Annotated in this window: 11 protein-coding genes; 3 read left to right on the top strand and 8 right to left on the bottom strand. The window is 45.0% G+C overall.

The window, feature by feature from the left end; translation table 11 throughout:
- Positions 1-148 precede the first annotated feature (148 nt).
- The 3 genes from BM195_RS07205 (at position 149) to BM195_RS07200 (ending at position 3,461) form a co-directional block, all read left to right on the top strand.
- Positions 149-2,056, top strand: a complete 1,908-nt coding sequence (locus tag BM195_RS07205) for a Xaa-Pro dipeptidyl-peptidase (protein WP_244535696.1) — start codon at positions 149-151, stop codon at positions 2,054-2,056.
- A 417-nt stretch (positions 2,057-2,473) separates the two neighbouring features.
- Positions 2,474-2,635, top strand: coding sequence for a hypothetical protein (locus BM195_RS18285; RefSeq protein WP_170848186.1), 162 nt, complete (start codon positions 2,474-2,476; stop codon positions 2,633-2,635).
- A gap of 1 nt (position 2,636) precedes the next feature.
- Positions 2,637-3,461: a zinc ribbon domain-containing protein gene (locus tag BM195_RS07200; RefSeq protein WP_090235838.1), complete on the top strand. Its 825-nt coding sequence runs from the start codon at positions 2,637-2,639 to the stop codon at positions 3,459-3,461.
- A gap of 142 nt (positions 3,462-3,603) precedes the next feature.
- Here the strand turns inward: BM195_RS07200 and BM195_RS07195 are convergent, their stop codons facing one another.
- From BM195_RS07195 to BM195_RS07160, 8 genes are all read right to left on the bottom strand, one after another.
- A complete protein-coding gene (locus tag BM195_RS07195) occupies positions 3,604-5,829 on the bottom strand; it encodes a M14 family metallopeptidase (protein ID WP_090235835.1) in 2,226 nt (741 codons plus the stop codon).
- A 265-nt stretch (positions 5,830-6,094) separates the two neighbouring features.
- Positions 6,095-7,501: an FIMAH domain-containing protein gene (locus BM195_RS07190; RefSeq protein WP_244535695.1), complete on the bottom strand. Its 1,407-nt coding sequence runs from the start codon at positions 7,499-7,501 to the stop codon at positions 6,095-6,097.
- A gap of 215 nt (positions 7,502-7,716) precedes the next feature.
- The gene (locus BM195_RS07185; protein WP_170848185.1) at positions 7,717-9,753 is read right to left on the bottom strand and encodes a serine hydrolase; all 2,037 of its coding nucleotides are present in this window, start codon (positions 9,751-9,753) and stop codon (positions 7,717-7,719) included.
- A gap of 105 nt (positions 9,754-9,858) precedes the next feature.
- Complete coding sequence (locus BM195_RS07180) at positions 9,859-12,540, bottom strand: M14 family zinc carboxypeptidase (protein ID WP_170848184.1); 2,682 nt, start codon at positions 12,538-12,540, stop codon at positions 9,859-9,861.
- A gap of 72 nt (positions 12,541-12,612) precedes the next feature.
- On the bottom strand, positions 12,613-15,420 hold the full coding sequence (locus tag BM195_RS07175; protein WP_090235825.1) for a gamma-glutamyltransferase: 2,808 nt from the start codon (positions 15,418-15,420) through the stop codon (positions 12,613-12,615).
- Positions 15,421-15,539: 119 nt separating this feature from the next.
- The gene (locus BM195_RS07170) at positions 15,540-18,410 is read right to left on the bottom strand and encodes an N-acyl-D-amino-acid deacylase family protein (protein ID WP_170848183.1); all 2,871 of its coding nucleotides are present in this window, start codon (positions 18,408-18,410) and stop codon (positions 15,540-15,542) included.
- Positions 18,411-18,535: 125 nt separating this feature from the next.
- Complete coding sequence (gene ggt, locus BM195_RS07165; RefSeq protein WP_425283900.1) at positions 18,536-20,497, bottom strand: gamma-glutamyltransferase; 1,962 nt, start codon at positions 20,495-20,497, stop codon at positions 18,536-18,538.
- A 205-nt stretch (positions 20,498-20,702) separates the two neighbouring features.
- Positions 20,703-23,234: an FIMAH domain-containing protein gene (locus BM195_RS07160; protein ID WP_090235820.1), complete on the bottom strand. Its 2,532-nt coding sequence runs from the start codon at positions 23,232-23,234 to the stop codon at positions 20,703-20,705.
- Positions 23,235-23,266 lie beyond the last annotated feature (32 nt).

Raw genomic sequence — 23,266 nt, 5'->3', positions numbered from 1 at the left:
TTCTCATATCATCCCTTTCAAAGTTCAAACTTATTACTTTTTTACTAATATAACTTCTTTTTATTCAGAAAATTAGTGCAAAAATCTCTTTCTATTTTCTCTAGTACACGTTACGATAAACCTAGATTGATAGATTAGGAGGGATTATTTGTTTAAAAAAGGCACATACAGAATATTGCCGATTATGGTGATGCTTTTGCTGTCAATGATATTTGCCGGACCGTCGCTGGCCGAAGCCAATTCAGCAGCAGACTCTTCTGTATTGAACACTGGCTATCAGCTGGACAGCGGTGTGACAGAGCCAATCTATTCCTATGAAGATGCGATTAAAGAAACGATTTATGTTGAATCTTCACTGGACAGCGATAATGATGGTGAACCTGATCGCATTGCAGCTGACATCATTCGCCCCGAGGAAACAGAAGGCGATCTCCAGGTTCCTGTCATCATGGATGCAAGCCCCTATTATGAAAGTATTGGACGGGGCAACGAATCTGAGTTAAAAGACCCCGATGGTGATGGCATCAATGAAAAATTCCCGCTATTCTACGATAACTATTTTGTACCAAGGGGCTATGCCGTTGTACTAGTCGAGATGGTTGGTACTAACAACTCCGACGGATGCCCAACAACCGGTGGCTACGAAGAAACGGAAAGTGCCAAAACTGTTATCGAATGGCTGAACGGTAAAGGAACAGCCTGGAACGAAAACGGTGAAGAGATTGAAGCTGACTGGACGACAGGTAAAACAGGCATGATTGGAAAATCATATGACGGCACGATCGCCAATGGTGTTGCCGCCACAGGGGTAGAGGGTCTGGAAACAATCGTCCCAATCGGCGCCATTAGCAGCTGGTATGACTATTATCGTTATGGCGGCATACCATTTTATCCAAATGGACCGAGTGGATTGTCCCGCACTGTAACAAGCAGTGACAGCATTGATGCGTGTACATTTGTCAGAGAAGAAATCAAAGCAGAAGCTGATGATGAGACTGGTGATTACAACCAATTTTGGGACGAGCGCAATTTTGTGAAAGATGCCAATAATGTCAAGGCCAGTGTATTCGTTATTCATGGATTAAACGACTATAATGTCAAGGCCAATCACTTTTCTAATTGGTGGACGAAACTGGACAAAAACGATGTTCCGCGAAAACTGTGGCTGACACAGACCGGACACGTTGACCCATTTGATTTTAGACGGGCAGAATGGGTCAACACCCTTCATAAATGGTTTGACTATTGGTTGCTTGATATCGACAACGGGATTATGGACGAGCCAATGGTTGATATCGAGCGCTCAGCAAATGAATGGGAAACCTATTCCTCATGGCCACTTGAGGAATCTGAATCAATCAAAGTAAAACTTGGGCCCGCAACGGACGAATTGCCTGGAACATTAACAACTCGAGCTATCAAGGGCAACTTCAGCCAGACGTTCACCGACGATCCTGATCAGACAGAACAGGAAATGGTTGAAGATGAATTGACAGCAAAAGAGAACAGATTAATGTTTTTGTCTCCTGAATTAAAAGAGGATGTTACATTAAGCGGTGTCCCTGCGTTTGATATTCGGGCAGCGGTCGATCAGGAAAATACAAATCTGACAGCCATGATTGTTGATTATGGCACGGATGAGCGCGTGAACCATCGTGACAGAGGTGAAGGTGTCCGTACGTTGGATATTGAATCCTGCTGGGGCGAAAGCACTGATGTGGACGACGCCTGCTATAAAGAAACGGAAAAGACAACGCATACAGCACCATACGAAATCGTTACACACGGATGGCTCGATGCCCAAAACTGGAAAGCATTGGACCGCACTGACATTTTAAAACCAGGCAAAAGCTATCGTTTCCAATGGGATACACTGCCTGAAGACTATGTTTTCCAAAAAGGTCATCGCATTGGCATCGTGCTTGCGGGAAGTGACGACAGATGGCTTATGCCGGATGATAATCAGGCAACCTTTGATGTCTCCCTGGGCCAAAGCAATGTGAAACTACCGATTGTTGGAGGCAAAAAGGCCTTTGAACAGGCATTGGGATGGTAAGGATAAAAACCGGGCAGTCTCGCTGTCCGGTTTTTATCTGTATTCCACGATACATATCCCCATCATTTTCTTACCAAAAGGTTTTTGTGAAGAACCGTTTAACATTTAAAACGGCTTACCGATATAAATAACCAGCCAATGAATGGTACGAAACATCCCGTCCTAAACCATTCTGTTACAAGGTATATTTCCTAGAATAGAACAGTTCACCTGAAATCCCTTCAAATTTTAGTAAAATTTGCTACAATATTAAGGCATTAGTCTGTTGACCTATTCTTTAACTTAAACGGAGAAAGGAGAAAAATGAGATACTGTACAGAATGCGGAAATCCGGATACGGATTATCATTATGATTTTACATCACATGGAGTATTGAATGTGGAGGAAGCTGACGAAGAAACGGTTAAGAGATAACCAATGAACGGTTTACCTTTTATGAATCACCGTGATGAACAAACGGACTATGACAGGGTAAAAATCTATACCATGACATTGGAAGATGGCAATTATAAAATCAGCTTAATCGAATATGACGAAATCACTCGGGATGTGCCATCAAATCATAAGGGGGAATATTGAGATGTTAGTATGTCCAGAATGTAACAATGAACAGGAATCGGGAAATTTTTGCAGTGTCTGCGGAGCCGCACTTGAATCCGTAGACGGCGATAACAATACCGACACAAGCACTGCCCAGGAAAACCCGGTCAACACTGACGGCTATCAGCAAACGGCAGCTGCTGAAACAACCGAACAATCACAGCAAAAGGCAAACCAAACAGTAGAAAATATCAAAAATGGATTAATAAATTATTGGAATTATTTCTTAAACTTATTAAAAAATCCGACGACAGCATTCCATACAACTGGAAAGCAACTGCTGAACGCGGTCATCACGCTTCTGATTTTCGCCTTAGCATCTTCACTCAGTTTATACTTTTTAGCTAATTCTACGGTCGTAAGCTGGGTGTCATTACCATTCTTTTCATTGACGTTCCAGCTTTTGTTTGTTGCTATTGTCTTTTTGGCATTAGCATTTTCCAGTATTTTACTGATGACAAAAGCAGCAAAGAATCAGGATTCAGCCAAGACACTCCTCACGCAATACGGCAGCTTGGGGGTTCCATTTGCAGCCATTAATGTTGTTGCTATCGTAGCAGGACTTGCCGGATCTCCATTTTTAACGATGGTGTTACTGGCTGCGTCATACGGATTGTTTTTATATTTTATTCCTGTGTTATTCGTATATGAAAAGGCAAACCTGATCAGCGAAACAGGCCATAAAGTTTATGTCAGCCTTGCCACATCCCTGATCATGTCAGTTTTAACTTTTTTTGTAACAGGTATTATACTCTCAGATATGATGAGCAATCTTGAAGACATGATTAGATTTTCGCCTTTTTAAAGCAGTTGCTATAGGGCCTGAACCCATTGGATGTCTCCAATTATAGAGCCCAAAAAATCCCGTATCACCATAAAGAGTGGTACGGGATTACTTACGTTATCATGATTTCAAAACATTAAACCAATGATAGATTGAGAGATCCCTAATTATTAATCGATTGATCCAGATCATCAACAATAATCTCGTCGAAGTTGAAAATATTGCTGCTATCGTAATCAAAGTTAATGACACTTAAAAGCGCTCTGCCAGAATGATTTGGCAAGTATTCATCAGGCGAAAGCGTGTGAACCATATCCCAATCATCAGGTTCTTCCATATCGTCTTTCCATAGGCGAACCTTCAGCTCATCATCCTGTTTACGCAACCGTACCCAATGCCATTCGTCCGACATATTTGCATCAATTCGATCAAAATTAGTGGAGCTGCTGTCATATCTACCTCTGAGAATCAGCTCATCCGTGTTGAGATTCATTTCAATACCATAGCCATTCACTGGCATTGAACTGCCGGACGAAAACGCATCAGACTGAAGCCACAACCGCAAACGTTGATTATTACCTGTTTCATCTGCCTTGAAACGGACCAGCAACTCACTGTTTTCCGTTTCTTCCATATCAGGTGTTATACGACCAAAAGCACTGCCGTTGCCCTGTTGACGATTATCAAGGTCAACCTGCCCTGTGTTGTCCTGGATCGTGTATGTCGCACCATCCGGGTTTGTCGGCCAGGAATGAAGATTCACAAAATCTGATGAATCCCAGCTATTGCCATCTTCTTCAACGAAACCCTGATAAAACGCATACTGCAGATCTTTCATGTAACTGTCGGCCTGTGGCTCAATTAGGTTATAAGCCTCCTCAGAAAGCAGTTCATTTTCCCTTTGATGCTCCAGCAAATCCAATAAGCCATCCAGGTGTTTGACGACCTTTTCTGTCTCACCCTGTTCTTCAAATTGGCTTACTGCCGTCAAATGAAGGTTTACGGCACGAGCAGCTTCATCATTCGCAAATTCCCCATCTGCTTCAAAACGATCGGCGAGAATCTTCAAATTCGCCAAACTTGGTACTCCAAGCGGCGGCTCCACTTCACCCGGATTCAAGCAATTACCCAGCGGCAAACCATTCACTTCGTTATAGTTCGCCTGTTCATCAAGCAAGAACGGCACCACCGTCATCATTGGCTGATTCATCGCAACAAATACGCCGTTTTCACTGACCTGTTCCGTCTGCAGTGAGAACAAGTCGATATGACGGTTTATCTCCTTAGCTTGGGAACTGTTGATGAGGTAGCCGCAAGCTTTTGGATCGAGTACAATTGTCGGATCCCAGTTATCTGCACCATCGAGATAGAATGGCTCTGATGGATCTGATCCTACTTCTGCCTGACGCTCTGGTGCTTCGTCGACGAGTTCGGTTACATCATCAAACCGCTCACGGTAGAATCGTAGTATCGAATCAGCGGCTTCCCTTTGCATATCCACCCTGTCCAGTGGTTCTTGACTGCCGGCGCTTTCCGTTAAAATTCCAAGGCCATTCCGAAGGCCCAGCATGTTCCGCAAAATCCGTTCATCGCCGCCGCCAGCTCCTCCAGGGGAACCATACAACCCCGTTGAGAATCCAGCTTCCTCAACATCCGGACGCATATAGTCCTGAACCAGCTCTTTATTCAGCTCGCGCAATTCCTCATCCACATTCAGATTGCGCGGCCAGAGCATTTCAATATCCGGATTTCCTGTTGCACTGGGCCGCTCATGGGCATCTACCGTAATATCCGGCTGAAATTCATTCAAAATATCTGCAACCGTCTCCATTTCCGGCGTATCCAAATTGAGGTGGTCACGGTTATTGTCAACACCCCAAGCATTTCCGCGTGTGTTCGCACCTCTGCCGTCCGGGTTTGGTGTTGGAACAAACAATATGGTCGCCTCACGCAGCTGCCCTATCAGTTCATCATTTTCTGTGAATGCCAAATCCCTCATCAGCTCCAGTGTCATCTCACGTCCTGCAGGCTCATTTCCATGCGGCGTTCCCATAATCAAAATGTTGTTTCCTGCCGCAATGTCTTCATCAGAGGGCGGTTCCGGGAATCCTACCCGCACTAAGCGGATTGGGCGTCCCTCGACCGATGTTCCGACTTGGGTGTAAGAAACCCGATCGGACATCTCTGCCAGTTCTTCCAAAAATGCTGCTTCCTCCTCAAGCGTCGTCCATCCGTCACCATCCCGGTCCTCAAACCCTGTCGTCAATGTTTCTTCAGGCATATCTAAGGTTTTACTGCCGATCTCAGCAGACACACTTAATGGACTTAAAGCTAAGAGAAATGACATTACCATAATAAAAGGTATCAAACCCTTTTTTATAATGGTCATGAGTAATCGTCCCTCCTATTAATTTTTAGGCGATAGAAGTTATAAACTTTCTTAAGGATAAGATTCACTCCCCTTCTAGTAAGTGCATGATTCTACTAAAAGGGGAGGACAAATTTATTAGCGTCCCGCCATTTCAGCAGGTCATCAGTATGTGTCGTAAGCACAGTAACCGCTTCTTTAATAATGGTTAGGTACCATCTTGATAGTTTCATATTCTAAGCTCCTGGGATAGGTTATCAGCCCGCATCAGAGGAGCTTATACTATTTAGGATTCCTGCCATTTACCAATTAGATAGTCAGCATCATCCGCGAGTCTGTCATACGCCTTTTCAGAAATCAATTCTTCTTCTTTCTGATGATCAAGCAGAGATTTAAGACTCTTCGTGTGTTTAACTACTTTGTTAGCTTCTTCTTTTTCTGCGTAATGACTTATAGCGGTCAATTGCATTGTTAAGGACTGAACGGCATCATCACTCTCAAACTCACCCTCATTTGCAAAACGTTCAACAAGTGTTTCCACATCAGATATGTTTGAAGTCCAATATTTAGGCAATTTTAAGAAATCATCGCCGTTAAGGTTATCAATAGAATTATCCGCCATACGGGAAGCAATACCCCAGAGGCCATTCTCTACACGATCTATCAATTCTTGATCATAACCATATTCAGGTTGTTGCCCAGGCATTTCAAACAGGACTGTCGCGGTTCCATTTAAAGCAAATGAAGACCTAGCCTGGCCAGGTAAATCACGCTCCTCTGGGTGTAAATAGCGAGCTACACCAGGTTCTTCATTATCCGAGAATTCTTTCACACCAAGGGCAGCAGCCAATGCATAACGCCGGGACTCTTCTTGGTCCAGATTTGGCCATTCATCATACTTCGTGCTGTCTTCAGGTCCTAACGGAGGGTAGTCAATCGCTATCGTAACATCTTCACCAGTTTCATTGAGATTAGGGGTGCCCATGTGGTGAAGATCCACAAAGGCTTCCACGTTACCAAACTCGTTCTTCAAATCCAGGTACAAGTCCCTGAGCATGCGTGACTCGTTTGTCAAGAAAAATCCTGGGTCAGCCCCTGTTCCAGGCAGATCTTCCAGTACTGGTTCGTAGCTTAAATCGGGATTAAAGTCTCGGTTGATGTCAAAGCCATCGTTTCGCTCACTATAGTACCAAGCCGAATCAGAACCTTCGAGATTTGGGTAAGTTGAAATAACGTCGTCCCACGGGAAGATATTTTGCCGTTGTGTTATCTCTGCACCGTCAACGTTAAGTCGCGGGATCGCAACTATTGTAACTCCTTCTCGAACTTGTTGAGCTAAAGTGCTATCGCTAGTTCCTAGCGTATTGAGCATCTGCAGCAATGCCTCGGGACCGCTCTTCTCGTTACCGTGTATATTTCCATTAATCAACAACACTTCATCTCCCGAGCCTACACGGGCAGAATAGACTTCACGGTCCTGGCGTGATTGTCCTATGACGTCAACTTCAACTTCACCTGAACTTTCAGCCTCAATTTGGTTTAGGTTTTCAACCAGTTCCTCATAGGTCATAAAACGATCATCCGTGGCAGCTCCATCTTGACCTGCCAGGACAGTATGCGGACTTATGATCAACAACATTAATAACGTCGCCAGAAAAGGCAGAACTTTTCTCAATAAATTTTTTTCCATCATAACCTCGTCCTCCTCCTTATTACTTGGAATTCTACTGATACATACTTCCATTCATATAATGATAGATTCATCATGAAAGTATTCAATTCATAAAAAGCCCCCCTTTCAAGTTTTATGAAAATGAAATTTCTTCAATTGTATGCGCTTAAATAACGAATCTTTAGGAATATCTCCTATAAAGGGGACATCCCTTAATGGCTTAGTAGCATTTCTAGTTACTGGTCCAGATTTTTTTGCCAGTTCTCAATTAACGATTCCGCATCTGAATAAAGCGTATTATATGCTTCCTCAGAAACTATTTCATTTTCTTTTTGATAGTTTAGCAGCTGCTTAAATCCTTCCATGTGTTTAATAACTTTTTCTACTTGCTCGTTTTCTTCGTAGCGACTCACTGTTGTCAAATGCGTTATTAATGACCTCGCAGTACTGTTATCCTCAAATGAACCCTCCTCTGCGAAGCTCTCAACACTAGTAATCATACTGCTCGTGTTGGACGGCTCTGCTTCTTCCAGCGCATCACGCACTTCATTCAATACTGCCAATGCCTCATCGACATCTGATTGTGTTACATCAGAATCGTTCAGTACATTTTCAGCCGCTTCCAACGCATCTTGCAGGGTTTGCCAGCTAGCTTCTGTATAGTTTGCTTCATTCAAATTCTCATCAATGATCTCATCCACTCGGTTCTGCAGTGCTGTTTTGTCAACTTCTGGATCTTCCGGGTCTAACAGATCCTCTGGTGCGCGCGGTGCGGACTCACCACCGGTACCTACACTGACATACGCCCAGTCATTAATTGTACCTGAGTTGAAATGACCAACTCCAACACGACCCCAATAGAAGGACTCGTCAGTAACTTCCACCTGCCAATCACTGGGCTCGTACTCACCATAAGGCCACACTTTAGCTCGTATCGTGTCATCCTCACGCTGCATCACAATCTGGTACCAGGTGTTCTCGGTTACCGTGAATGGCAAATTCGCACTGTCTAGCAGTTCAAATTTGCCGGAATCCCAGCTATTGATTCGTACATGGTTTGCAGACGAACTCGCATCTGGACTTCGCACATCAAGATAGTAGCCAACCTCATTGCCCGCTGTACCTCCCATGTGGAACCCGAGTTGGAACATCGTGTTATTGACACCACTTGCACGAGCTACACTGGCCACTTCAACATCGCCACGAACTTCGCCAACCTTATCCCACGTCAATGCCCGGCGCCCGCCATCAGGCAAATGCTCCAGCCGACGCGGATCATCCAAAACTGTCCAGCTGCTGTCCCTCCATAGAATTGACCAATCGTCCGGCTGCTCACCAGCTTCATATTCAGTAAAATCAGTCGCATATTGTGCCGATTCCGACGGCGGTGGCGGTGCGACTAAATAATCTGCCATTTTTTCACCAATCTTGTTCATAGCTTTTCTGGCAGTCGGTTTAGATAACCCGCTAGTCAATACAGCTACATATGCTGTTTCATTCCCATCTGTAACGTGTGCCACATCATGCCTTATCTGAGGTGGTCCTGACAATGATCCGCCTTTACTGGCGAAAGTTACTTCAGTTGCATGACCAGGCAGTCCCGCCGTCAATTTTTGCTCCCTCATTATTCTTAAAATTTCGTTCCGCCCTTCCTGAGAAACGATATTTGCTTCGTCTATTGCTTTTAATATCCTCGCCATATCCTTTGCATTTGTTAAATTGTCAACTGGTGAACTGAAATCCATCATATATCTTTGCAGTTTTGTTTGCTCGCAGCCCATTTCCATACAAGTCTCATTTACTGAGTCCATCCCTATCCTGTCTATCACCATGTTTGTTGCTGAGTTATCAGAAACAATAATCATTAACGTCAATAGATCTCTCAGGGTCATAGACTGATTTTCCGATAGGTCATTTAAAATCCCTCCGCCGCCAACAATATCTGATGAATCAATCTCAATTTTTTCATCCAAATTCAGGTTACCTTGTTCTGCTTGTCTGATCGCTTCAACAAGAATAGGCACCTTTATCGTGCTTGCAGCAGAATAAACTTCCGTTTCATTAACTCCAATTTCACCCTCACTTGTATCAATAAAGATGGAAACATCGCCTTCTTCAGAGACCTCTTCTACTATGCTTAGAACTTCTTCTTCTAACGTTTCAAATCGTGAACCTTCCGTTTGACCATTTAACCATTGCCCCGAAAAACCCAACAGCATTACACACGCAATAACTGCCCCTGCCATTGCCATTTGCTTCATCAACTTTGCCACCATATGCCCTCCTTTGCTCAAATAAGATTATATTGATGACATGATAGATTGGGAGAGCCCCTCTATCAAAAAGAGGCATTACCAGGAACTTGCTCCCTACCCTAGTTACTGATCCAAATCGCTCACAATAATCTCGTCGAAGTTGAATCTATTGCTGCTGTCGTAATCAAAGTTAATGACGCTTAAAAGCGTTTTGCCAGATTGATTTGGCAATTGTTCATCTGCAGAGAGTGTATGAACCATATCCCATTCTGCGGGCTCATCACTATCATCATGCCAGAGGCGCACCATCAGCTCGTCATCCTGTTTACGCAAACGTACCCAATGCCATTCATCTGACATATTCGCATCAATCCGGTCAAAATTAGTGGAACTGCTGTCATATCTGCCCCGAAGAATCAGTTCATTTGTGTTGAGATTCAGCTCAACACCATAGCCGTTAACAGGCATTGAACTACCCGGTGAAAAGGCATCCGATTGCAGCCACAATCTCATCCGCTGATTATTACCTATCTCATTAGCCTTGAAACGTACCAGCAGCTCGCTGTTTTCCGTATCTTCCATGTACGGCGTTACACGTCCATAAGCACTGCCATTGCCCTGCTGACGGTTATCAAGATCAATCTGACCGGTGTTGTCCTGGATCGTATATACTGCACCGTCCGGATTTGTCGGCCAGGAATCAAGATTCACAAAATCTGATGAATCCCAGCTGTTGCCGTCGTCGCCAACGAACCCTTGATAAAAAGCATATTGCAGCTCTTTCATATAACTATCTGCCTGTGGTTCAATCAGGTGATAAGCCTCCTCAGTAATCAATTCATTTTCTCTTTGGTGCTGAAGCAATTCCAATAAGCCATCCAGGTGTTTGACGACCTTTTCTGTCTCGCCCTGTTCCTCAAATTGGCTCACTGCAGTCAAATGAAGGGTCACAGCTCGAGCGGCTTCATCATTGGCAAATTCCCCATCTGATGCAAAACGGTCAGCCAGTATCCTCAAATTCGCTAAACTTGGCGCTCCTAGCGGCGGTTCCAGTTCTCCTGGGTTTGAACAGTCTTCCAGTGCCAGGCCGCTGAGCTCGTTATATCTTGCCTGTTCATCAAGCAATAATGGAATGACCGTCATCATAGACTGGTTCATCGTAACGAATACCCCATTCCCACTTACCTCTTCCGTCCGTAAAGAGAATAAGTCAATATGCCGGCTTATCTCCTCCTCCTGCGAACTGTTTATGAGGTAGCCGCATGAAGCAGGGTCTAATACTGCCCACTCTGGTGGCTCCCGGTTATCTGCCCCATCGAGATAGAATGGTTCCCGATTTGCGCCATCAGCTGCCTTCCGCTCTGGAGCTTCCGTCACAGCTTGTACTACATCATCGAAACGCTCGCGATAAAACCGCATGACTGATAATGCTGTTTCCATCTGCATCTCTACTCGGTCTTCAGGTTTTGCTCTGCCTGCTGATTCCGTAATCAAGCCTATCCCGTGCCGTAAACCGAGCATATTTGACAGTACGCGCTCGTTGCCGTTCGTGCTCGAATTTGGGGATCCATATATACCTGTCGTAAAACCTGCTTCCTCAACATCAGGCATCAAGTAATCCTGCACCATTTCTTTACTAAGTTCCCGTAATGGTCCATCAATATTAAGGTTGCGCGGCCATACCATCTCCATTTCCGGACTGGCACCACTTGGCCGCTCATGCGCATCAATCGTAATCTCTGGACTAAATTTATTCATGACTTTAGCTAATGTCTGTATTTCAGGTGTATCCAGGTTAAGATGGTCACGATTGTTATCGACACCCCAGCTGTTTCCTCTTTGATTGGCTTCCCTTCCATCTGGATTTGGTGTTGGCATAAACAGGATTGTTGTTTCGCTCAACTGTTCCAGCAACTCCGAATCATCAGTAAAAGCCAAATCCCGCAGTAATTGCAATGCCATTTCCTGCCCTGCAGGTTCATTACCGTGTGGTGTGCCTTGTATCAATATATTTCGTCCATTTGCAATTTCTTCATCCGATGGCGGCACAGGGTATCCTACACGTACTAAGTGTATGGGACGCCCCTCCACCGAAGTCCCAGCTTCAGTGTAAGTGACCCTTTCCGATTCTTCCGCAACTGTCTCCAGAAATGCCGCTTCCTCGGAAGGTACTGTCCAGCCATTTCCATTACGTTGTTCAAAACCTGTTTCAGTTGAATTTGGGTCAAACTCGTTTAGGATGAATACTTTCTCACCAACAGTTCCAACCGCTGATTCCGTCTCGGGGCCATCCGGGCATGGCACTGGTTCTGATCCGGTTTCACCCAGCAACTGCAACCCGACTGTACGAGAAATCGCTAACATCGGAATTGATGCAGAGGTGGACATGGATGACGGAAAAGCATCACAACCATCGTCATCCGTACGCTGATCATTAAATAGCAGTACCGCTGAGTAACCGTTTCCTTCTATATTGTCTATTTTCTCAACAAAAAGGCAGTCACCACGTTCTACTAAAGCTACATCGTCCTCATCCATCGCTTCAGGTACCTGATCGCTGTCATCACACGCTTTACCGACGTAAATAACTTCACCGTCAATTGGACCGGCATCAGTGATGCGTGTTGAGTGTTCTGACCAAAAATAGTCAAAAGATTTACCAGCTAATGGACCGCTTGCAATTTCAGATACATATCCCTCCCTTTCATCATTCGATGCGGCCATTCCGGTTAACAGATTCATAGGCGCAAACAGTGATAAAATCAACAGGAAAGGAATAATCCTTTTCCAATTGTGCTTTTGCATTAGCATTCCTCCTTGTATAAAATCCCCGTGGTGGCAAACTATTGCTTGCCACTACGGTGCAAATCTAACCATCTATTGCCACTGCTCAAGCAAATTATCGGCATGTCCTTTCAATTCATCACCAGCCCGTTCGGAAATGAGGTTATTTTCTTCCTGATGATTCAGCATCGATTGAAAACCCTCCATATGCTTGATAGCCTTACCTATTTTTTCCTCTTGTTCATAATGCTCAATAGAAATCAAGTGGGTACTGAGAAATCGGGCTACTTTATGATTTTCAATCTCTCCGCTTCTTTCATAATCTTCAACCAGTTCTATCATGAATTCCACACTGGATTCTTCAGGAGGCGGATCTTCTATTTCATCCCTATCTATTGCCATCGCACTTCCGCCGCCTCTTCTCTCTGGTTCAGCAGCGGCCCGGACATTCCCATCATCCAAAAATTCCAAACCAGTTGCAGCGCTTATTCCCTGTATAGCTGTATCCGCGGTGAATGTATGACCCATTTCTTTCAGTTCATCTAAAAGTGACCCATATTCATCAAGATAAATTTCTTCGTATTGCGTGCTTGCATGGCTTAGATTTCGCTGAGATAAACGTGGTTCATTTATGGCTTCCGGCAATGTCATGCTAAAATCAAGCTGGCCAATGATGATTTGCACAATGGTTGTTATAATCCGGTTACTCGATGGTGCCCCGACTGTCATCACAGGCTCCCCATCTTTTGTCACAATGGCAGGAGACATCGCGCTCAGCATCCGGAGTCCGGGACGCGGTGCATTTGGGTGATCCGGGTCCTGCATTGGTGTCCGGCCTGAAAATCCGTTGTTTAGGATAAACCCATATCCCGGAACGACCATCCCATTTCCTGCAATACTGTTGATTGTCTTCGTATAGCTGACAATATTGCCTTCACTGTCACTTACGGATAAATGAATGGTCTCTGTAGGTATTTCTTCTTCGGCTTCCTGTGAATTTGCTGCATTTTGTTCCAGTGTCGTCATTTGGGTGTCATCAGACAGATCATTTACTGTTATCTCATCAAATTCAACCGTATTTCCGCTATTGTAATCAAAATTGATAATGCTCAGAAGTGCTCTGCCTAAAGCATTATTTGCTTTTTCTTCTTTTGACAGTTCATGAACGAGATCCCAGTCATCAGGTTCATCCATCTCGTCATTCCAAAGACGGACGCTAAGCTGGTTGCCTTCAGTTCTCAGCCGCAACGAATGCCACTCGGTGGATAAATCCGTATCCATACTGCCATAAGTTGTTGAACTGCCATCTTCTCTTCCTCGTAAAATTAACCTTTGATCATCAGCTCTCAATTCAATCCCATAACCATTTTCCGCCATGGAACTTCCGGAGCTGAATCGGTCCGCCTGAATCCACAATCGTAAACGCTGGTTATTCCCCAGCTCATTAAATCTGAACTTCACTAACAATTCACTCTCATTCAAGGAACCCATGTCCGGCGTAATCAGTCCATAAGCACTTCCGTTGCCTTGGAGCCGTTCATCAATATCAACATGCCCGGTATTTTCCTGTATGGTGAAAGTAGCGCCAGCTGGTGTGCCAGGCCATGAGTGGAGATCCGCAAAGATGAGCGGGTCCCATTGTTCCCCGTCATTTCCTTCAAAATTATGATGGAAAGCAACCCCATCATCTTCCGGTGGCTCAGGTTCTTTATCCGGATCTTCTTCATATGGCCATGGATTCCCTGGAGCAACCTGTCCAATCGTAGCGAAGTCATCCGATATTCTTTGCCTGCGCTCAGCTGCATAGCCTTTTGACATTAAACCTTTTACCGGAACCATTGTATGTGCCGGATCGCCCATATACATGCTGCGGTCAGCAAATGCATACCTGGAAGCTTCAAGAAAGTAATGATATGCCTGTGTTTTGGACATATTTTCAAGGCCATAACCCTCTAAAATATTCATTATTTCACTGATCGTTACACCGCTGGATGAAGGCGGGACACTGTAAATATTGTAATCGCGATAGTTCGTAAGGGTCGGATCCTTATGAATCACTTCATAGTTTCTGAGATCATCCATCGACATATTTCCTTCCAAAACTTCCCTGTGCGGATTATCGACTACTGGGGGGTTATGGATCGTATCTATAATGGCCTCCGCGATTTCACCTTCATAAAAAATTTCACTCCCATGTTCAGCAATTAGACGATATGTGTCAGCAAGATCCGGATTTTTCATAATTGTACCTGGCTCCGGGACCTCTCCATTTTCCTCAAGGTAAAGCTCTGAAGTGCTTTCGAAAAGCCTGAATTTATCAGCGTTTTCCCTTGTTTCCCGAATGAAGTTAGGGTCAGCAGCGAATCCCTCTTCGGCAACTTCTATTGCTGGCTCCAGCACTTCACTTAAAGACATTGACCCATGTTCTTCCAATGCCTGCTCCCAAGCTTTTACCATGCCGGGGATACCTGTTGCCATTCCGCTTGAACTGCGGACAGCAGCAGGATAGAGCTCTCCTGTCTCCGGATCAATAAAAGCGTCAGGCCCAAAATTCTCGCTCGTTTCGGTTACATGGTCCAGAACCAGGGAACGGTCTTCTTCAGCCAGGTAAATATTCATAAAACCCCCGCCGCCAATACCGCCTGAAAAGGGACGTGTTACGCCTTGTGCTGCCGCCGCTGCCACAGCTGCATCAATCGCATTACCGCCTTTTTTCAAAATTTCTATCGCTGCCTTTGAGGCTTCTACATGCTCAGTTGCAACTGCTCCGCCGTCACCAACAGCGGTCGGGTTTTGTCTGGGATCTCCTGGATCTCCTGCAGACACGGTTACGGGAGCGGTTATGACCAGAAGCATGATTAGAAACACAGACGTTAATTGTCTCAACCATTTGTTTGACATGAAATACCCCCTTTTTTTAAAAAAATCTCCCTGTGACAAATCGTTTCTGTCACAGGGAGTTACCCTTGCATCTGAGTTGTATTCTGCTATTAACTTGGTAAGTGATAACCTTTACCTATCTACTCCCACGCTTCCAGCAGGTTATCTGCGTGTGTTATAAGCGCATTGGACGCTTCCTCAGAAATCCCGCCTTCAGCTTCCTGATAATCAAGCAATTGTTTAAAGCTGTTCATGTGCTTCACAGCCTTGTCCATATTTCCTGATTCCTCGTAATGTCCCACAGTAGTCAAATGGGTGTGCAGCAATCGTGCCGTATCCTCATTTTCTACTTCACCTTCATCTGTGAAACGATCAACCAATTCTTTCATCGCTTCAATACTGGAAGGTTCTGCATCACCCAGAAATCCTCTAATTTCATCTTCTCCCTCAATCTGAATCGTAACGGTTGGACGATCATCTGTTATCCCAGTCTCGTTTTTGTCGATGATGACCGAGAAAGTGCGTTCAATATCGCCATTCAGAAGACCGCGGCCGGTAAAGCTCGTCCAGCCATCTGTCACTTGAATTTTTCCAAATCCGGTTGCTTCAAAGTCTATTCCTGAACGATCATCCTGAACAACGAATGACCCATCGGCCTGTACATCCGTTTCACCCTGTTGAAGAGAAAAGTCTATTCCTGCTCCTGATACTGCATTCGGTTCATCAATGTCATATAATTCTCCTTCATTCTCTAAGTCAACAGCTTCCGTTGTCATCGGACGGGTTGGCATGTTGGCATCACGCTGCAGTGCCTTACCGGCTTGGATACCGGTTAATTCGCCATTTTCAAGCGCAAATTCGCCATTGACCAAAACATGCTCGATGCCATCTGCATACTGTTTCGGCTGGTCAAATGTCGCATTATCAATGACGGTATTCGGGTCAAAAATCGTGATATCCGCGGTCATGCCTTCAGCAATAAACCCGCGATCTGTCATGCCAATAATGGTTGCCGGCAATCCTGTCATTTTTTGAACCATTGTTTCCCAATCCGCAAGCCCTTCTTCTCTTATATACATGCCAAGTGCTCGGGGCTGTGTTCCGTATCTCCTTGGATGCGTACTGTTTGATGTCGTCGCACCGCCATCAGATGCAATGGCCGTCGTCGGGTTGTCAAGTATCCGTTCGAAATCATCTTCATGGCCAAAGTTATAAATGGATCTTAAGCTGCCTTCTGTTTCCAAAATTCGCATGGTTGTTTCACCCGGTGTCAGTTCTTCCTCCTCATTATCTTGTGGTGCTGGGATTTCCGCTGTCATACTCCACTCTTCCGGCTCTTCGTTTACGTCGTTCCAGAGACGGACCATGAGCTGATCGTCTTCGACACGTACTCTCAATGAATGCCACTCGGTTGTCATATCAGCATCCACACTGCCGTAATTCGTTGAGCTTCCGTCTTCTCTGCCATATAAGACGAGTTCGTCATTTCCAAGATGTAACTCAATGCCATAACCATTTACAGGAAATGAACTTCCGGAGCTAAAGTCATCAGCCTGCAGCCAGAATCGAATTCGCTGGTTGTTTCCGACGTCACTGACTTTAAAACGCATGTACGCTTCACTATTGCTCTCCAGCTCATCCATGACAGGCGTTGTTTTGCCATAAGCACTGGCGTTTCCTTGCATGCGTTCATCGATTTCAACCTTCCCGATATTGTCTTCTACAAGGTAGTTTACCGCGTCAGATGGATAGGAAAATAACTGCTGGAATGATTCAGATTCCCATTCATCACTCTCAGTGAAATCATATTCAAACGCAGTGTTTCCATCCAAATCCCGGACATTTATTTCATCAATATCAAAGGTAATGTCACTGTCATAGTCAAAATTGAGAAACCCTAAAAGTGCCTGTCCATCTCTGGTATAGTTGAAACCCTGTTCCATATAATCGGCAAGGGTCATTCGTTTTGTAGGAAAATAGACATCTCCCGGTCCTTCCACCCGGCTATGCATAATGTCTTCAATTTCTTCGGCTATTTGTGGACGAAGCTCTGGGTCAGCGAAACGTTCGAGCATCTCATCCCATCCGCCGTCCTCTACCCATGGCGGCACAATTGCTGTCAGACCTGTCTGACTGCGGAGATATGGATAAACGTCCGCTGTAGCATAGGTCCCACGGGCATTTGCTTCTTCGATCAGACCAACCGTATCTTCAGATTTACCCCAGTTATCCGGCCCCATCACCTTCATATGCGTGATATGAGGTACAAGACCTGCTTCTTCACCGATTTCAATTGTTTCAGCGGTTGCATCTATCACGTTATTGTTCTCATTGCGGATATGATGCTGAAAATATGTCCGCCATTCATCTGCTGCACTGACAACGTCAATAACTTCCTCTGTCGTTGCATAATAAGCCGGTCGATAGAACAATCCGGCGGAAACACCAAAAGCACCATCTTCCATACCTTTTGTTATCAGTTCTTGCATCTCATTGATTTCTTCCGCTGTTGCCTGCCGGTCTTCTTCACCGACAACTTCTTCCCAGACGGAATTGAATCCAATATGGGCACCGATGTTTATGCCTAAACCTTCTTCTTCAAGGGCAAAACGCTCCTGAAGGTCTGTTGGGCCGCCGCCATCAACATTTAAAATTTCTGTCGTAACACCTTGTGTAAGGGAACTTCTTGCTTCCTGAAGTGCTGACGTTGATGCGTGGCTGTGAATTTCAATAAACCCTGGTGTTACAAACTGTCCCCTCGCATCCACTTCCTTTTCTGCCGTATCATTTTCCAAATTGCCGATACGGGCGATAACTCCATCTCGTATTCCAATATCTGCATCATATTGCGGCAGACCGGATCCGTCGATGATTGTTCCATTCCTGATGATGGTGTCATAAGCCGGTTCATCCTGTGTTTGTGCAGCATTTCCAACTGACGTTTGTAAAAATGTTCCGATCAGCAGCACGAAAATCACTGCCATCATCGATATTCGACGCAACTTAAACATGTTCATCCCTCCTTGTTAATGAGTCTGAATCAGTGTTTTGTTTTTTAACGAGCAGGGCAGGGCGGTGATTCACCTGCCCCGCCTTGAAAAAAGCCCTTTCAATTGATTTCTATCAATCTTAAAATCTACTCCCATTCATCCAGCAGATTATCGGATGCTGACATCAATTCCTCATAAGCCGCCTCCGAAATCAAATCATTATTCAACTGATACGCAAGCAGTGTCTTAAATCCATTCAGATGTTTAATCGCTTTTTCCATATCTTCGCTGTTTTCATAGTGAGCAACAGCTGATAAATGGGTGTTAACTTGACGAATGGCATTTCCATCATTGAACTCACCTTCATCTGCCAATTCATCAGAAAGATATTGCAAATATGCAACCGTTGACTCATCCGGCGGTAATTCATCAGCCGAAATGCCGATTGCTTTGCCTTCCCGTGTTGAATCTGCAGCACCAAAGTACAGACCAGTTTCAGAGTCGATCAATAAACTGTTGACATTACCAATTTCACCTGGCGACGACCGCCATTCATGCCCCATTAATGCCAGCTGCTCCCGTACATCTGACGGGATGCCGGACTCCCAGCGAATACTTGGATAGGAACTGCTAAAGATTCTCGGCTCTTCAATGGCATCCTTCAGTGCCATATCATACCCGATCACATTGACAATTGTCTGCATGACTGACGTAATAATGGTTGTACCGCCCGGTGAACCGACTGTCATGAACGGTTCTCCGTCCTGTAATACAATCGTTGGTGTCATGCTGCTTAACGGCCGCTTATTTGGCTCAACTTCATTCGCCCCGCCTGGTACAGCATCAAAGTCCGTCAGTTCATTGTTCAGCATAATGCCGTAACCCGGCACCATGATCCCCGATCCGAATACTTGCTCAATCGTTGTCGTATATGAGACAAGGTTGCCTTCACGATCGGCAACGGTAAAGTGTGTCGTTTCACCATTTGTTTTGTCACCGGCCTTTTCACTTAATTCAGAAGGCTCACCTTCCTGATAATCCCATGGGTTCCCTGGCTGAACGTTATCATTTGCCTGGTCCGGATCGATTAATCCAACCCTTTCATCAATATAGTCCGGGTGGAGCAATCCTTCAGCAGGTACATCCACAAATTCCGGATCACCCATATAAGCGCCCCTGTCTGCATAGGCAAGGTGCATCACTTCGGCCATATGGTGATACTTTTCAGCTGATCTGATACCATATTGTGTCAGATCCATCTCTTCAAACATTTCCAGCATTTGCAGCATCGTCAGCCCACCTGAACTTGGTGGTGCCATTGATGCAATATCATATCCCCTATAATCGCCCCATACCGGTTCCTCATGGGTCACATCATAGCGGCTGAGATCTTCCGATGTCATACTGCTGTCACGCTTTTGGACTTCCTCAGCAAGTGCTTCGCCAATTTCACCACCATAGAACACATCTGTGCCCTGCTCGGCGATTAATCTGAACGTTTCAGCCAAGTCTTCCTGTACGAGCAAATCGCCTTCTTCCAGCGGTTCACCATCAGGAAGGAAAACCTCTTTTGCTGCTGTATTTGACAGTTTTTCCTCATTGCTGGCAATGGCGTTGGCAAGCACCCAATTTACTTCCACCCCCTCTTCAGCCATTTCGATCGAAGATTCAAGCAGTTCTTCCATTGAACGGGTGCCCCATTGGTCAAGGGCAGTTTCGAGGCCTTTCAAGGTTCCGGGCACGCCTACTGACTTACCGCTGCGGACCCTTTCCTGAAAAGGTATAACATTACCGTCTTCGTCAAGAAACATGTCAGGTGTTGCGCCTGCCGGTGCCCGCTCCCTGCTGTTAATGACTGAAACTTCTTCTGTCTCGGCATCATAGTACATTAAAAAACCACCGCCGCCGATACCAGACATCATGGGTTCATTAACATTCAGAGCAAATTGAATCGCTACAGCGGCATCAATCGCATTGCCGCCCTTTTTTAACACATCCGCTCCAACCTCAGAGGCTAATGGGTGTGCGGTCACAACCATACCGTAATCGCCCTCTGCCGTTTGGTCATCTTGTATCCCCTGTGCATTGGCAACGAATCCAGTTGGCATAAAGATATGGAGTAAAAGTAACAGCGACATGAAGATCGATAACCTTGTGAATGTTTTATGCTTCACAATAATCCTCCTTTCACAATCATAGAACTGTGAAAATTTTGTCTACCCTGCACAATTTATCAAATCTGTGTATAAGGTCCCCTGTGACAGGCTGTTGTCCTATCAAAGGGAGAACTTTTGATCCTTCAAAGCTTTGAAGCTATTGCCACTTCTCAATTAGCGCATCAGCATCATGTTTGAGGACATTATAAGCCTTTTCAGAAATCAAATTGTTCGTCTGCTGATGATCGAGTAAATCTTGGAACCCTTCGACATGTTTGATGACCTTTTCCGCTGCTTCCTGTTCTTCAAAATGGCTGACAGCAGTCAAATGAGCATTTAATGCGCGAGCAGCGCCACTATTCTCAAACTCTCCGTCATTTTCATACCGTTCAACCCGTTCCTTCATGCCTGATGCAGTTGTCAGAATCGTCTCTTCTCCCGGATAAATCGCATTGGAAAGCATTCTGTACAAATATTCCGGATGAGCTCTGAATCCAATCTCCAGTCCCAGCAACGTGACGCCTTGATGATTCCCTTTTATCATGACAGACTGGCCTTGTGCAGCTTCTGAATTCTTCCAAAATCCGGCTTTAAAAAAGTCTTGATCTGCAAAAGATGCTATCACGCGATCATCTGCTACATTCCTATACCAGACGGGATTGTAAACAAAACCGATATCCTGTTCATTGTATCCAGCGGTTAACGATGTATCCTTGTAATCCACGTTGACAACGCCGTTACTATTCCACTGGCCGGTATGAATACCAGCATCTGTTAATCCGAGTTCAGCGGCCCTGCTGGAAGCACTCGCACCAATAGCAATATATTTTCCGCCGTCAGCTAAAAACGCCTGGATGTTTTGCTTATACGCTTCGCTGTCACCCACACCGGATCCGTTCACCACCAGCACGTCGTAACCACCTAACCCGTTTTCTGAGATCTGTGGAGGCTCCATCTCCTCCACTTCAAATCCGAGTTGTTCAAGTGCCGTCCTGATGCCATGCTGACCGCCATCTTTTAACACGGCAACATTAACATTATCCAGCTCTTTTGCATCTTCAGGTATTGATGCTGTTTTCACAGTGATGCCGGATTCTTCTACAACCTGATGCAGTGTGTTCTCATGACCGCTATCTATATAAAAATGTCCATTTTTCCCTTTATAAACCGAAAAATTGTCCTGGATCAGCTCATTGACCAGTGCCATAGCTGCAACTGAACTGTTTGTCACCTCATATGGTCCTTCGCCAATTAATTCACCTTCTATATCAAGCTCCTCTGCGCCTTCAGCCGGCACATCAATAGATGAATCTGTCGGGATCGCATCAAATCCCCACAATTCCGGTAAATTCCAAGCTGAAATATCGTACATGGCACTTGCCTGATCACTAATATCTTCACCGTCCCAAAGAAGTGTATTGGCTAGGCTTGCCTTTGCCTGGTCCAATGGAACAATATACGTCCCTTCATCATATTGTTCGCCGTCAGCCATAAATGTCTCGTCGGCTTTCATAACCTCAACATCGTGCATGAGAAGGTTGTTTACAGCCTTTTCTGTTGTGGTAGGATCTGTTTCGTCAACAGGCAGCACATATGCTTTCGGGAAAAATCCATCCTCATGCTCAGGATGGTCAAATTGGATCCCTCGTCTAAAAATTTCCAGCTGATTTTTAGTCATGTCGATTTTGTTGTCAGATGCAAATTCCAGCGCACCCATCACCGCATCATAATGCCACTTGGCACCATCCACACTGTTCGTCGGTGTTTCGAGCGTATGACCATATACACCGTGAAGCATTGCATACATAGGTGTGAAAATCGGCGGGTAATCATCCCATCCGTCCTCGGCATCCCGATATGGAATATGGGTGCCTTTCATATTTTGATACAGGTCGGTTTCATAATCTTGTTTATTTTCGACGAGTTCTGCTTCCATCGCTTTAGCCTGATCCAAAGCGTATTCCAGATATAAGTCGTGTTCATAGTTGGGATTGTGTGGTCCAGTCGTCGGTTCGATAAGGCCTGGATAGTCATCTGATCGATTCACGAAACCGTGCAAATCAAGCTGAACCATCGGATTCCATTCTGTAATTAGCTCGATATTTGCCGCCGCTTCCGGTTGTGATAGCGTCACGTGGTCACGGTTTAGATCAAATCCTTCCCCATTTTGCCTTGTCCCTAAAATACGGCCATCCGGATTGACAACGACATTGAAAACAAGAATGTTATGGTCAAGAATGTGCTCTGTCGTATCGTCATGTTCGTGGGCAAACCGGTCAATGAGCTGCAGCACAGCATCAGTACCGGGATATTCATTACCATGTATTGATCCGTTAATCATAAACGGGACTTTAAAATCAGGATTGTCTTCGATAAAATCTGCAGCCTCCTCAGGGTTATCAATCATTTCTTGCCGCATCGCTTTAATTTGCTCCAGATCGTCATCAGGCTCAGAAATAACCACACTGTACAGATCATGACCCATCGAGGACTGGCCGATTACTTCAATCGACACACGGTCACTCTCCGCTTCATGCTGTTCAAGAATAGGATAGATTTCATCATACGGAACCGGATTGTATGGTGTTTCATCCGCCTGAACCGTTCCGGACAAAGGCATAAAAGCAATTATAGCCATCATGAGTACAAAGAACAGCGTATATAAAAATGGCTTTTTCATTGGATACATTTTCTTTCTCCTTTCTCTTTAAAAATGAAGCA

Origin of the sequence: Lentibacillus halodurans, assembly GCF_900112045.1 — a bacterium.
Taxonomy (GTDB): domain Bacteria; phylum Bacillota; class Bacilli; order Bacillales; family Amphibacillaceae; genus Lentibacillus; species Lentibacillus halodurans.
Note: the sequence above shows the minus strand (reverse complement) of the source record. Positions and strands in the feature narration are given on the sequence as shown.